Genomic DNA, 15,090 nt, shown 5'->3' with positions numbered 1-15,090 from the left:
AATTATAAAATTTATAACATGAAAAATATAGTGAAAAAATCAAGTTTAGCTTTAGCAATTGTGACGATGCTAACTTCTTGTGATAATTTCGATGAGATTAATACAGATCCTACAGCTGCTAATGCAGATCAGGTTCAAGTGGAATACTTTATAAATAGCTCTATAATTGGAGCGCAAATGAATCCAGATGTTGCTGAGAGGTCTTTTGTGCTTTATTGGAAAACAGCTGGGCATCAAATGTTAAGTACTGGAATATCTGGCGGGAGTTATGATGATGGCTGGTCAACAGCTTATTATAATAGTTCTGCTGGCTGGTTAAACTCCATAAACACAGCTATTCAGGTTGCCGAAGAAAAAGAAGCTAAAGGCACTGTAAAACCATATTCCGGTAATCTAAAACAAGTGGCTCGTATATGGAGAGCATATTTGATGAGTGAACTTGCTGATAATTTTGGTCCTATTGCGATTGATGCATTTCAGGGTAAAAATCCGGAATTTAAGGACTTAAAAACGGTTTACTATTTCTTATTGGCTGAACTTAAAGATGCCTCTGAGAAATTAGACGTTTCGGTTTCGAATATCAGTAACCCAAAATTAAAGAATGAAGATCCAGCTTACGGTTATGATTATGTAAAGTGGAAAAAGTATGCTAATTCTATGCGTCTTCGTTTGGCAATGCGTTTATCTGAAGTAGATCCCGCTAAGGCAAAATCTGAATTTGAAGCTGCGGCAAGCAGTAGTTTGTTAACAGATGCTTCTGATAATTTTCAAGTGCAAGAAAAACCGGGATGGGATGATTTGACTGGTGTAATGAGCCGTGAATGGAATGCACAGATTATATCAGTGACATTAAACAATCTTTATATTGGATTAGGTGGTGTAAAATCAACAGATTTGTTAGCACCTTCTTTTCATGCCAGTGTTAAACCAGCGGATTATATAGGATTAAAATTTGAAAATCATTTTACAATGAAAACAAATGAGCCTGCAGCAGGTTATTGGTTAGATGGTTTGCCAAATGCAATCGATCCTCGTGCCTATAAAGCATTTAATATTCCGGGAGATTTTACAAATTCTAATTTTTCTGGCTACCCCTCTTGGGATAATAGTGCAGAGACTACATCGGCAAATTTGTTTGATGCCAGTGGTGCAGTAGTTAAAACAATTGAGGCAAAAAATACATGGAATGCCTTTGCTGTAGGTAATTGGGGAGCATTAGGAAGTAGAAATGGAGTAAGATCATTTAATGGTACTATGCCACGTTTGTCTCAAGCATTCAGAGGAAGTACAAGCAAACGTATCTTTTTTGCTTCATGGGAAACTTACTTTTTATTGGCTGAAGCTGCTGTTAAAGGTTGGGCTGTCCCAATGAGTGGCAAGGATGCTTATGAAGCTGGTATCAAAGCGAATTTTGACTATTGGGGAGTTTCATCTCATCTGAGCGCTTACCTTAATTCTAATGATTATAACAGAGCGGGAACTTCTGTAAATTGGTCTCATACAACAGAACCGCCTACGAGCCACGCAATGAATTATGTTGATGGTTATACAAATGCAGCCGGTGTAGCTACCATTTTATATCCTAAAAATAATTTGTATAAAAATGGTGCGGTAAAAAATGATTTGTTGACAAAAATTATAACACAAAAATTTATTGCACAAACTCCTTGGTTACCATTAGAAGGATGGAATGATCATAGAAGATTAGGCTTGCCTTTCTTTGAAAACCCGGCTGTAGAATTACCTTTAGTTAATTTACCAACTTTAAATTCTTCTAACTTCATGACCAATCAGGTTAGTTTCTTTCCACAACGATTGAAATATACTTCAGGTTTGAAAAATTCAAATGTAAAAGGGTATGAACAAGCGGTAGGATTCTTAGGTGGTGCTGATGATATATTTACCCCGCTTTGGTGGGCTAAGCACTAATAGTTTAGATTTAAAAAAGGATAAAGCAGGTCGGGTAGGTTTTACCTCCCGACTTGTTTTATTATTTATCATCTTGACATTTCTAATAAAAAAGGTATAAAAAATAGATGTTATTTAACAGGGTTGAGTTGTTTTTATCACCTCTTTTTTCGCAATACACAAAGTTTTATTCTTTGCTGTTTGCTGAAAAAAATGGATTTATTTTCAATAATCTGTAGAATAGAATAACATTGTTTACGCATCTTTTGCAATAGAAATAAAGCTGCTTTACGCAGTTGTAACAATGATAAATTGATTAGATTTTTATACTTTTAAAATAGTAAACCAATAAATTATAATGCAATAAGGTGTTGCCAAAGGATAAAACACTTTTGTCCATTAGAATAGAAATTATACACAAATAATGATTTTAATACTCCTTTACAATGAAATGTAAAAAAGCCTTTTGTTGGTTTGGCATCCTCTGTTTTATAAACCTGTTTTTTGTGGCGAATGCTCAAAATAGTTTAATAGTTCTCAAAAACGGCTGGCAATTTCGTCAGGAGAAAACGGTAAAATGGAATGCCGCAACAGTACCAGGAGAAGTGTATACTGATTTGTTGAATAACAAACTCATTCCAGATCCGTTTTTTCGTGACAATGAGAAAAAATTGCAATGGATTGAAAAGAAAAACTGGGAGTATAAAACTTCTTTTCAAGTGACTCCAGAAGCATTAAAGAAAAAAAATGCAGCACTCGTTTTTGATGGATTGGATACCTATGCAACGGTTTATTTGAATGGAAAACAAATATTAAAAGCGAATAACATGTTCCGTCAATGGCGTGTTGATGTGAAAAAATATTTGAATCCCGGTACGAATAAATTAGTGGTTGTATTTCTATCGGCGCAAAATGTAGTGGATTTACTTGCCAAGAAAGATTTACCTTTTGTAATTCCGGATAATCCTCGTTTGTATGTTCGTAAAGCACAGTATCATTTTGGTTGGGATTGGGGTCCTAAATTTACGACTTGTGGCATTTGGAAAGAAGTACGATTGGAGACTTTTGACGAAAAAACACCAGAGAAGCCTTATGTTTTAAATCGTAAGATTGAATTGGTGCAACAACCGGACAGTCTTGGAAAATCATTTTATTTTAAAATCGACGACAAGCCAGTGTATATGAAAGGGGCAAATTATATTCCATCGGATGCTTTTCTTTCGAGAGTTACCAAAAAAGATTACGAAAAGATAGTTTTGTCTGCTAAAGATGCCAATATGAATATGCTTCGTGTTTGGGGTGGCGGAATTTATGAAGACGATTATTTCTATGATTTATGTGATAAATATGGAATCAATGTTTGGCAGGATTTCATGTTTGCAGGAACGATGGTTCCCGGTGATAAAGCGTTTTTCGATAATGTAAAAGAAGAAGTGCAATACCAAGTGAAACGTTTGCGTCATCATCCGAGCATTGTTTTGTGGTGCGGGAATAACGAATCTGACGAAGCATTTAAAAACTGGGGATGGCAAAAATCGATGAATATGTCAAAGCAGGACTCGACTCGTTTGTGGAAAGATTACGTTCGTTTGTTTCAGGACAGTATTCCAAAATGGGTAAAAGAAGTGGATGATAAAAGACCATATATCAGCAGCTCGCCATTATTTGGTTGGGGCAGGAAACAAAGTATTACAGAAGGCGATAGCCATTATTGGGGAACTTGGTGGGGATTAGAAGATATTGAAGTGGTTAAAAATAAAACAGGACGTTTTGTTAGTGAATACGGAATGCAAGCGATGCCGAATTATTCTTCAATAGAAAAATTTACGTTGCCTGAAGACCGTCATTTATTTTCGGATGTATTAAAAGCACATCAAAAAGCAGGAAATGGTTTTACGAAACTAAACTCCTATTTGAATCGTTATTTTATTGATTCCACCAAAGTGAAAAATATGAAAGTCGAGGATTATACTTATCTCACGCAGTGTTTGCAGTATTATTCGTTAAAGAATATTATTGGGATTCATCGTTCCAAAGCGCCTTATAATATGGGAACTTTAGTTTGGCAATTGAATGATTGTTGGCCAGTGGCGAGTTGGAGTGTTACGGACTATTATAACCGACAACCCAAAGCGGCTTGGTATGCCATGCGGGAAGCGTATCGGGATGATAAAACTCCTGAGATTGACCTGACACGTCCTATCGATTTGAAATTGGAAAATCCTAAAATAAGTTGGACCATTAAAGGAAATGAAATAATCATTAAAGCCCTGAAACCAGCTAAATATGTCTATTTGGAAATTGAGGGATACCAAGGGAAATTAAGCACTAATTACATGGATTTATCTGCCGGAGAAGAAATGAAAATTTCGTTCGAAGGGAAAATGACAAAGCCAATTATCAAGGTTATGTCATTGTACGATGTAATAAATAGATACAAATAAAACCAAACAAAATATGATGTAAGCCACTGTTGATCAGTTGAACTTTGGCTAATTTTAACTTACTTTAAAATATAACAGAATCAATGTTTACAAGATATAGCAAAATAGTTTTCTCGGGAATTTTCGCTCTTAGTGTATTATACACTTTACCGGTTACTTCACAGGTGAAAACCAAAAAGCAAAACAGTTTAAATTACACTCAATATGTAGATCCTCTTATTGGTTCAGCCGGACATGGACATGTTTTTGTGGGTGCCAATGTTCCTTTTGGAGCCGTTCAGTTAGGACCGGTAAATGTTTTTGAAGGCTGGGATTGGTGCAGTGGTTATAATTATGCGAGTAATACAATATTAGGGTTTACACATACCCATTTGAGTGGTACAGGAATTGGAGATTTGAATGATATTCTTTTGTTGCCGGTATCAGGAAAAGTGCCGCTTACCAAAGGAACAAAGGAAGATATGGTTACTGGTTATGGTTCTTATTTTTCGCATAAAAATGAAATTACTAAGCCAGGATATTACAGTGTTTTACTTGATAAATACAAAATAAAAGCAGAATTAACCGCTACTGAAAGAGTTGGATTCCATAAATACACTTTTAATTCTGTTGATGATTCCCATATTTTACTTGATTTGGCCGATGGTGTGGGTTGGGATAAACCAATGAAAACATTCATTAAAAAAACTGGAGCTAAGACGATAGTTGGTTATCGCCATTCGAAAGGTTGGGCTGATGATCAAAGGGTATATTTTGCAATGGAATTTTCGGAACCTATTTCGAATATTTCGTTATATGACAATGTTTCAGCGGTGTTAGGAAATCAAGGAGAAGGTGCCCGAATGAAAGCTGTTATTGATTTTGCAATTTTAAAAAATAAACAGGTTTTAGTCAAAGTGGGTCTTTCGCCGGTGAGTTATGAGAATGCTTACGCAAATATAAAAGCGGAGATTCCAACTTGGGATTTTGCAAAAACGGTGAAACAAGCCAATTCAAAATGGAATACCGAATTAAATAAAATTCAGATTAAGGCCGATGAAAAAACGATGAAAGTTTTTTACACTTCGTTGTATCATACGGTTTTTGCACCTTCTATTTTTAATGATGCCAATGGCGATTATAGAGGAACAGATAAGAAAGTATATGAAAAAGCAAATTTCACAAATTATACCACTTTTTCACTTTGGGATACCTATCGTGCTTTACATCCTTTGAACACTATTACACAACCAGACAAAATTAATGATATTGTCAAATCATTTTTGGCAATCTATCAGCAACAAGGAAGATTACCGGTTTGGCATTTGATGGGTAACGAAACTAACACAATGAACGGAAATCATTCCATTGCAGTTATTGTAGATGCGTATCTAAAAGGCTACCGCGATTATGATACGACTCTAGCGTACGAAGCCATCAAGAAAACGGCGATGCAAACCCGTGACGGAATGGATTACGTTCAAAAACTGCAATACATTCCGGCCGATACGATGTTAGAAACCGTTGGAAATGCTTTGGAATATGCTATAGACGATTGGTGCGTGGCTCAGATGGCAAAAGCCTTGAACAAGGCTGAAGATTATACATATTTTTCAAAAAGAGCCAATTTGTATAAACTTTATTTTGATAAAGAAACAACCTTTATGAGAGGAAAATTATCCAATGGGAATTGGAGAACACCGTTTAACCCGCTTTCGTCAGCACATCGCAAAGACGATTATGTAGAAGGAAATGCGTGGCAATACACGTGGTTGGTTCCTCAAGATCCTTATGGTTTAATTGATTTATTTGGAAGTGAAGATAAATTTTTAGCGAAGTTAGATTCACTATTCCTAATAACTGACAAAGTGGAAGGCGAAGAAGCTTCTCCGGATATTAGCGGTTTGATCGGACAATATGCGCAAGGAAACGAACCCAATCATCATATTCCTTATTTATATGCATACGCTGGACAGCCTTGGAAAACAGCAAAACTGATTCGGGAAATTGATGATAAATTCTATTCCACAAAACCGGATGGGTTATGCGGTAACGAAGATTTGGGACAAATCTCGGCTTGGTATGTTTTCTCCGCGATGGGATTTTATTCGGTTAATCCCGCGAATGGGATTTATATTTTGGGAAGTCCTTTGGTGAATAATGCAACCGTAAAAAATAAGAACGGTATTTCATTTACATTAAATGCTATAGATAACAGCAGCACTAATATTTACATTCAGAAAGCGGAATACAATGGCAAGCCGTATACAAAATCTTATATCACTCATGATATGATTGTAAAAGGAGGCGAATTGAAATTATATATGGGAAGCAAACCTTCGGGAACTTGGGGTGTAAAAAAAGAGGATAGACCGCAGTAGAGTGTTCGGCTGGCAGTGTTCTGTGCTCCTGCAAGGTTTTTTAAAACCTTGTAGGTATAATTTTCGCCCGCAATTTTATTTAACAGAATGATATTAGGGTGAATATTTTTAAGAATTATTTATATTAAAATTATGAAGATAAAGAGTTTGATTTTTGGTTTATCGTTATTCTGTGTTGTTGCAAATGCACAAACCAAAGTTTTAGATCCAGTAGAATATGTAAATCCTTTGATGGGTACACAGTCAGTGCATAGTCTTTCTAATGGGAATACGTATCCGGCGATTGCAAGACCTTGGGGAATGAATTTTTGGACACCGCAAACCGGTAAAATGGGAGACGGATGGATTTATACGTATACCGCTGAAAAAATTCGAGGATTCAAACAAACACATCAGCCTTCACCGTGGATGAATGATTACGGACAGTTTTCTATCATGCCCGTTACAGGAAAATTAGTGTTTAAAGAAGACGAAAGAGCCAGTTGGTTCAGTCATAAATCTGAAACAGTGAAGCCATATTATTACAGCGTTTATCTTGCCGATTATGATGTGACTACCGAATTAACCACTACCGAAAGAGCGGCACATTTTCAATTTTCATTTCCTGAAAATGAGCAGTCTTCGATCGTGATAGATGCTTTTGATAAAGGATCTTATGTTAAGATAATTCCATCTGAAAATAAAATTATAGGATACACGACTCGAAATAGCGGTGGCGTTCCAGCCAATTTCAAGAATTATTTTGTTTTGATATTTGACAAGTCATTTGTATCGAATTATACTTGGAAAGATACTATTTTGGAAAAAGATAAATTGGAAAGTTTAGCCAATCATGCAGGTGCTGTAGTGAGTTTTAAAACTAAAAAAGGAGAGAAAATCAATGTCAGAGTCGCTTCTTCGTTTATAAGTATCGAGCAAGCCGAGCTGAATTTGCAAAATGAATTAGGAAATGCTTCTTTTGAAAAAACAGTTGCGGAATCAAAAGAAGAATGGAATAAAGTTTTAGGTAAAGTACAGGTGGAAGGTGGCAGTGACGAACAATTCAAAACTTTTTATTCTTGTTTGTACCGTACCGCATGTTTTCCTCAAAAACACTATGAAATAGATTCGAAAGGAAAAACTATGCATTACAGCCCGTATAATGGCAAAGTTTTACCAGGTTATATGTATGCTGGTACCGGTTTTTGGGACACTTTCCGAGCATTGTATCCATTGCTTAATTTAGTATATCCTTCCATAAATAAAGAAATGCAGGAAGGTTTGATTAACGATTATAAAGAAGGTGGATTCTTGCCGGAATGGTCCAGTCCAGGATTTAGAAATGTGATGGTTGGGAATAATTCGGCATCCGTAGTTTCAGATGCTTATATGAAAGGGTTACGCGATTATGATATTAATACTTTGTATGAAGCCTTGTTGCATGGCGCCAATAATGAAGGGCCATTGGATGCAGTAGGAAGAAAAGGCGCTGTGTATTACAATACATTAGGCTATGTTCCTTACGATGTAAAAATCAATGAGAATGCCGCACGAACATTAGAATATGCATATGATGATTTTGCCATTTGGAAATTGGCGAAAGCCCTAAACCGTCCCAAAAAAGAAATCAATTTGTTAGAAAAACGAATGATGAATTATAAAAATGTTTTTAATCCTACATTCAAATTGATGAGCGGAAGAAATAAAGATGGAAGTTTTCCTGCGGATTTCAATCCTTTCAAATGGGGAGATGCTTTTACCGAAGGCAACAGTTGGCATTACAGCTGGAGTGTTTTTCATGATGTGCAAGGCTTGGTTAATTTAATGGGAGGCGAAAAAGCATTCACTACTAAGTTGGATGCTGTTTTTACCATGCCTCCAGTTTTTGACGAAAGTTACTATGGCTCCGTTATTCATGAAATTCGGGAAATGCAAATCATGAATATGGGACAATATGCACACGGCAACCAGCCTATTCAACACATGATTTATTTGTATAATTACGCTGGTCAGCCTTGGAAAACACAATACTGGTCCAGAGAAGTAATGAACCGATTGTACAAACCTACAGCAGACGGATATTGTGGGGATGAAGATAACGGACAAACTTCGGCGTGGTATGTTTTTTCAGCGATGGGTTTTTATCCTGTTTGCCCGGCTACAGAAGAGTATGTTCTTGGAACGCCTTTATTTAAGAAAGTAACGTTGCAATTAGAAAATGGAAAAGAAGTAATTATAAATTCACCAAATAATTCAGAAGGAAATAAATATGTTCAGGAATTAAAATGGAATAATGAAAGTTATTCTAAGAATTATATCAATCATTTTGATTTGCTCAAAGGAACGGTATTGGATTTTGATATGAACAATACTCCTAATAATCAAAGAGGAACTGCCGCAAGTAGCTATCCATATTCTTATTCAACTTCAAAATAATACAATGCAATCACGTAGAAAATTTATAAAAAACACAGGTATTTTATCCGCAGGATTATTGGCAATTCAATCGGAAGTTTTTGCTTCTGAGACCAATATTTTTAATTTTCCAATGAAAGGTTTTGTTAGCAAACGCCCACCATTAGCCGAACGAAAATTTACCTGCGAAGCGATTGAAGCGGCTATAGTACGCATTAAAAAACAAATTGCAAATCCGGAACTGGCTTGGTTGTTCGAAAACTGTTTCCCGAATACATTGGACACGACAGTCGATTTTGAAATCATCGACGGAAAGCCAGATACGTATGTGATTACCGGAGATATTGATGCGATGTGGCTAAGAGATAGTACAGCCCAAATTTGGCCTTATATTCCGTTTGTAAAAGAAGATGCAAAACTCGGCGTACTGGTAAAAGGAGTAATCAACCGTCAGACGAAATGCATTATTCTCGATCCGTATGCCAATGCTTTTTATAAAGATTTCAATCAAGTGAGCGAATGGAAAAATGATATTACCAAAATGCAACCGGGAATTCATGAACGCAAATGGGAGATCGACAGTTTGTGTTATCCCATCCGATTGGCACATGGATACTGGAAAGAAACTGGCGATATAAGTTTGTTTGACAGCCAATGGAAAAAAGCCATGCTTTTGGTATTACAAACCTTTAAAGAACAGCAACGTATGGATGGAAAAGGTCCTTACACTTTTCAGCGTACTACCGCTTGGGCTACGGATGGTGTTCCATTGAGTGGTTACGGTTATCCGGTAAAACCTTGCGGGCTGATTGTTTCTACTTTTAGACCAAGTGATGACAGTACCTTGTTTGGGTATTTGATTCCAAGTAATATGTTTGCCATTGAAGTACTCGGCTATTTAATGGAAATTTTCTCTTTGCCGGAAATTATGGATACTGATTTGGTTGCCAAAGCCAAAGAATTACAACAGCAGGTACAAAAAGGATTGAAAGAAAACGGAATTATTCAACATCCAAAATTTGGAAAAATCATTGCTTTTGAAGTAAATGGATACGGAAGTTTTCACATGATGGATGACGCCAATGTGCCTTCCTTATTGTCATTACCGTATTTAGGAGCGATTCAGCCGGATAGTAGTTTGTATCTTAATACTCGAAAAGTAGTCCTTTCAGAAAACAATCCATTTTTCTATAAAGGAAAAGCAGGCGAAGGTGTTGGCGGTCCGCACACTGGCGCTGATACCATCTGGCCGATGAGCATAATTCTAAGAGCGATTACCAGTGTAGATGAAAAGGAAATAAGAAAATGCATTAGCAATTTGATACAAACACATGCTGATACTGGTTTTATGCACGAGTCCTTTCATAAAGATGATGCAACAAAATTTACCCGTAAATGGTTTGCTTGGGCAAATACACTTTTTGGAGAATTGATTGTTCATACCAGTATTAAATATCCTCAAATCTTAATGGATAAAAATATTTAGGAATATCAATCGCCATTGTAATTACCAATTGAAAATCAATAATGTAAAAATGAAACATATAAAATTTCTTTTTTTGTTACTTTTTATTACTAACAGTATATTGGCTCAAAGCAATAAAAACCTAGCTGTAATTGCGTATTACACGGGTGATGATAAATTAATTAATGAATTTGAGGTCAATAAACTGACGCATATCATCTATAGTTTTTGTCATTTGAAGGATGGTAAATTAAATGTTGACACGGCTAAAGATTCCCTTACGATTAAACATCTGGTATCATTAAAAAGTAAAAATCCGCAACTAAAAATCATGTTATCATTAGGAGGTTGGGGTGGTTGTGCTCCGTGTTCTGATGTTTTTTCTACAGCAAAGGGAAGAGCAGTTTTTGCAAAATCGGTAGAAGAAGTAAATACTTATTTTAAATGTGACGGAATAGATTTAGACTGGGAATATCCCACTATAGAAGGAGTTCCAGGGCATTTGTATCAACAAGCTGACAAAAAGAATTTTACAGAACTTATAAAAGTTCTTCGCCAGACTTTAGGCAATAAGAATGAATTGAGTTTTGCGGCAGGAGGATTCCAGAAATATTTAGACGAATCTGTTGAGTGGAAAAAAATAATGCCATTGGTGGATCGTGTAAATATTATGAGTTACGATTTGGTAAATGGTTATTCAAAAGTAACGGGACATCATACGCCATTGTATAGCACTAAAAAGGATGAAGAATCTACTGATAAAGCGGTAAGCTATTTATTAAAATTAGGAATACCTGCCAGAAAGCTTGTGATTGGAGCAGCCTTTTATACCCGCATTTGGCAAGAAGTATCCAATATTAATAACGGTTTATACCAATCTGGTGAACCAACGGGTGGTGTGAATTTTAAAGAATACACCACATCATTTACACTAGTTGATGGTTGGAAATATTTTTGGGATAAAAAAGCAAAAGCACCTTACTGGTACAATGAAAAATCAAAATTATTTGCTACTGGTGATGATATTGCTTCTGTTAAAGCAAAAACGAGCTATGCAATTCAAAAGAAACTAGGTGGTATTATGTTTTGGGAACTGGTTTTAGACAGTCCGCGCAATGGGATGCTAGATGCGATAGATCAAATAAAAACAGCTAAATAATTCAATTTGAATCTTTCAAAAAAAGGATTCACTCTTAAAAATAAGAATCGTTATGGTATTAAAAAAAACAGTCTTACTACTTTTTTTATTAGCTTCAATGTTAATGAATGCGCAACAACAGCCTTCTATTATTCCAAAACCCGTTGATCTTAAAATGGGGAATGGTAATTTTACAATTGATGGAAATACGGCTATCCAGTACGATAAATCGAAAAAAGACTTAAAAGCAACTGCTGATTTTTTTGCATCCTATATTAAAAATATTTCAGGATTTTCTTTAAAATCAAATAAGGCTGCAGCCAAAAAAGTGGAGTTTGTAATTGAAAAAAGCATCCAAGAAGAAGGATATCAGCTAACTGTATCTTTAACTGCTATTGTAATTAAAGCGAGTAGTCCAAAAGGTGTTTTTTACGGTATACAATCAATATTGCAAACTTTACCAGCTATTCGTACTAATGCAGCTTTGGAAGTGCCGGTTATGAAGGTAAATGATTATCCTCGTTTTAAATGGAGAGGAATGCATTTGGACGTAAGTCGTCATTTCTTTGGTCCCGATATAATAAAAGAATACATTGACTTGATGGCATCCTACAAAATTAATGTTTTTCACTGGCACCTTGTGGACGATCAAGGATGGAGAATTGAAATAAAAAAATACCCAAAACTTACAGAAATAGGGGCTTGGAGAGTAGATAACACAAATCTAAATTGGCGAGAAAGACCACAAGCTAAAGAGGGCGAAAAGCCAACTTACGGAGGTTTTTATACACAAGAACAAATCAAAGAAATTGTAAAATATGCTGCAGATAGAAATATAACCATTGTGCCTGAGATTGAAATGCCGGGTCACGTGGCTTCAGCTATTGCATCTTATCCGCAATTGAGTTGCACCCAGCAGCCGCAACTTCCAATGACAGGGGGAAACTATACGAATATGTCATCAAATTACTGTGCCGGAAATGACGAAGTTTTCTCTTTCTTAGAAGATGTACTTTCGGAAGTGATGCCACTTTTCCCTTCGAGTTATATCCATATTGGTGGTGATGAGGTTGACAAAGGGCCTTGGAAGAAATGTGTCCGTTGTCAGGCAATGATGAAAAGTGAGGGTTTAAAAGATGAGCATGAATTACAGAGTTATTTTATCAAGCGAATTGAGAAATTTGTCATCAGCAAGAAAAGAAAGATAATTGGCTGGGACGAAATATTAGAAGGTGGTCTTGCTCCCGAAGCTGCGGTAATGAGTTGGCGCGGTGAAGCTGGAGGAATCGAAGCGGCTAAGATGAAGCACAATGTGGTGATGACACCGGGCACTCCTTTTTATTTCGATCATTATCAGGCAGGCCCTGAAGGTGAGCTTTTGGCTATTGGAGGGTTCAATACCGTAAAAAGGGTTTATGATTATGATCCTATTCCTAAAGAATTAAATGCTGATGACGCAAAGTATGTTTTAGGTGCTCAGGCTAATGTATGGACAGAATATATTACTACTCCCGAACATTTAGAATACATGGTTTTGCCACGTATGGCTGCATTGGCAGAAGTAATATGGTCTCCAAATGAAAATAAAAACTGGGATAACTTTAATGAAAGATTGCAGTATCATTTTAAAGGATATGCCCAAAAAGGGTTGCATTATTCTCCAGGTAATTTTACGGTAAATGTTAAACCTTTTTCTGAAAACGGACAATTGCTAGTAAGTCTTTTTACTGAAGCATTGAATGGACAGATTCGTTATACAACGGATGGTACAGAACCTACTTTGCAAAGCGAAAAATACGAAAAGCCTATAGGTATTAAATCATCACTCGTGCTAAAAGCATCCACTGTTGTTGATGGACAAATAAAAGGATTGCAGGCTGCAAAACAAAACTTTGTGATGCATAAAGCTATTGGAAGTTCTGCACAATACACTAATCCAGTAAGCCAATATTATTTGGCTGATGGTCCAAACTCTTTAACGGATGGTGTTCGAGGCACTAATGCAGTAGGTAAATACTGGCATGGATTCAGTGGGAAAGATATGATTGCAACAATAGATTTAGGGCAAGCTAAGACTATTGAAAATATTTCATTGGGTTGTTTACAAAATTATAGTGACTGGATTTTTTTACCGCAATCTGTGAAATTTGAGGTTTCAACAGGTGGAAAAGTTTTTAAGGAAATTAGAACAGTAAACAATCCTGTTGATATCAATCAGAAATCGGTAGTACATAATTTTACTGCAACATTTACACAAGAAAAAGTAAGATATATTAAAGTAACCGCCAAAAATAATCTTTGTCCTCCAGGTCATAGCGGAGCTGGAAAACCAGGATGGTTATTTGCAGATGAAATTATAGTAGAGTAAAATACCGATCATATAAGGTGCAGCTTTTTAAAAATTAGGGTGTCACTTTTTAAGCAAATAGTAAATACAAGAAAAAAATAAATGGATAAAGAATATGCATTAGGTTTAGATGTTGGAGGAACTCACATTACTACGGCAGTTATAGCTATTAACGAGATGAAAGTGCTTGATTTTTCCGTGCATAAAGAGTCTTTTGATTCTAACTTGCCTGCCGATGAGATTTTGGATATTTGGGAGAAAGCTATCAGCAGTTCATGGAAGAATTCCGGGATAGAAAAGTTGAAAGGATTAGCAATATGTATGCCGGGTCCATTTGATTATGAAAGTGGTATTTGCTGGATAAAAGACCAAGCAAAATACGAACATTTTTATAGTTTAAACATTCGTGAATTAATTCGAGAAAGACTGAACTTGTCTAACGATTTACCGATTGTATTCGATAATGATGCGAATTGTTTTGGTAAAGGAGAATTTTTTAAAAATGTAGAAAATAGTTCAAAAAAACTTATGGCAGTTACACTAGGGACTGGTTTTGGAGCTTCTTTTATAGACAATGGCAAAGCAATAGATTCAGGAACTCAAGTACCTGCAGATGGGGAGTTGTATAATATTCCATTTAAAACTGGAATCGCTGAGGATTATGTTTCAGCTCGAGGGCTTATATCTCGTTATAAAGCTGCTAATGGTATAGAAATCAGTAATGGTCTTGAACTTTTTAGTCTTGCTAATACTGGAGATGTTATGGCTATAAAAGTATTTGAGGAAATGGGAGAGGATTTAGCGGAGATTGTAATTCCGTGGTTAAAAAGTTTTGGGTCTGACAGTTTCATAATAGGTGGTAAAATTGCAAATGCAAGTGACTATTTCTTGCCGGCTTTTCAACAAAAAATAAAGGATTCCGGGAGTGAAGTCACTATCTTAGTATCCACGGATAATGAAATTGCGGCTTTACTGGGTGCTACAAGTTTACTGTGTGAAATATAGTATTTAAATATAATTATTTTTAAACCAAA

Annotated in this window: 8 protein-coding genes; all 8 read left to right on the top strand. The window is 35.9% G+C overall.

Annotated features, from left to right (window positions below; translation table 11 throughout):
* Nucleotides 1-18 precede the first annotated feature (18 nt).
* The 8 genes from ACNQF8_RS07620 (at nt 19) to ACNQF8_RS07585 (ending at nt 15,061) form a co-directional block, all read left to right on the top strand.
* Entirely contained in the window at nt 19-1,929 is a 1,911-nt protein-coding gene (locus ACNQF8_RS07620) for a SusD/RagB family nutrient-binding outer membrane lipoprotein (protein ID WP_417953167.1), read from the top strand.
* Between the two features lie 485 nt (nt 1,930-2,414).
* Nucleotides 2,415-4,352 carry a beta-mannosidase gene (locus tag ACNQF8_RS07615; RefSeq protein WP_417983482.1) on the top strand — a complete coding sequence of 646 codons (1,938 nt, stop codon included), beginning with the start codon at nt 2,415-2,417 and terminating at the stop codon, nt 4,350-4,352.
* Nucleotides 4,353-4,435: 83 nt separating this feature from the next.
* Nucleotides 4,436-6,712, top strand: coding sequence for a GH92 family glycosyl hydrolase (locus ACNQF8_RS07610; RefSeq protein WP_417953165.1), 2,277 nt, complete (start codon nt 4,436-4,438; stop codon nt 6,710-6,712).
* A gap of 132 nt (nt 6,713-6,844) precedes the next feature.
* Entirely contained in the window at nt 6,845-9,127 is a 2,283-nt protein-coding gene (locus tag ACNQF8_RS07605) for a GH92 family glycosyl hydrolase (protein ID WP_417953164.1), read from the top strand.
* Nucleotides 9,128-9,131: 4 nt separating this feature from the next.
* A complete protein-coding gene (locus tag ACNQF8_RS07600) occupies nt 9,132-10,592 on the top strand; it encodes a glycoside hydrolase family 125 protein (RefSeq protein WP_417953163.1) in 1,461 nt (486 codons plus the stop codon).
* A 49-nt stretch (nt 10,593-10,641) separates the two neighbouring features.
* Nucleotides 10,642-11,730, top strand: a complete 1,089-nt coding sequence (locus ACNQF8_RS07595) for a glycoside hydrolase family 18 protein (protein ID WP_417951812.1) — start codon at nt 10,642-10,644, stop codon at nt 11,728-11,730.
* Between the two features lie 52 nt (nt 11,731-11,782).
* On the top strand, nt 11,783-14,077 hold the full coding sequence (locus tag ACNQF8_RS07590) for a glycoside hydrolase family 20 protein (RefSeq protein ID WP_417951811.1): 2,295 nt from the start codon (nt 11,783-11,785) through the stop codon (nt 14,075-14,077).
* Between the two features lie 81 nt (nt 14,078-14,158).
* A complete protein-coding gene (locus tag ACNQF8_RS07585; RefSeq protein ID WP_417953162.1) occupies nt 14,159-15,061 on the top strand; it encodes an ROK family protein in 903 nt (300 codons plus the stop codon).
* Nucleotides 15,062-15,090: the final 29 nt, after the last annotated feature.

Source organism: Flavobacterium labens, from assembly GCF_048286755.1.
Taxonomy (GTDB): Bacteria; Bacteroidota; Bacteroidia; order Flavobacteriales; family Flavobacteriaceae; genus Flavobacterium.
The sequence above is the reverse complement of the archived record's forward strand: the minus strand, read 5'-3'. Positions and strand labels throughout refer to the sequence as shown.

Excerpts from the sequence above, each read along its gene's own strand:
- ACNQF8_RS07620 (WP_417953167.1), top strand. The coding sequence starts at position 19 with ATGAAAAATATAGTGAAAAAATCAAGTTTAGCTTTAGCAATTGTGACG.
- ACNQF8_RS07610 (WP_417953165.1), top strand. The coding sequence starts at position 4,436 with ATGTTTACAAGATATAGCAAAATAGTTTTCTCGGGAATTTTCGCTCTT.
- ACNQF8_RS07605 (WP_417953164.1), top strand. The coding sequence starts at position 6,845 with ATGAAGATAAAGAGTTTGATTTTTGGTTTATCGTTATTCTGTGTTGTT.
- ACNQF8_RS07600 (WP_417953163.1), top strand. The coding sequence starts at position 9,132 with ATGCAATCACGTAGAAAATTTATAAAAAACACAGGTATTTTATCCGCA.
- ACNQF8_RS07595 (WP_417951812.1), top strand. The coding sequence starts at position 10,642 with ATGAAACATATAAAATTTCTTTTTTTGTTACTTTTTATTACTAACAGT.
- ACNQF8_RS07590 (WP_417951811.1), top strand. The coding sequence starts at position 11,783 with ATGGTATTAAAAAAAACAGTCTTACTACTTTTTTTATTAGCTTCAATG.
- ACNQF8_RS07585 (WP_417953162.1), top strand. The coding sequence starts at position 14,159 with ATGGATAAAGAATATGCATTAGGTTTAGATGTTGGAGGAACTCACATT.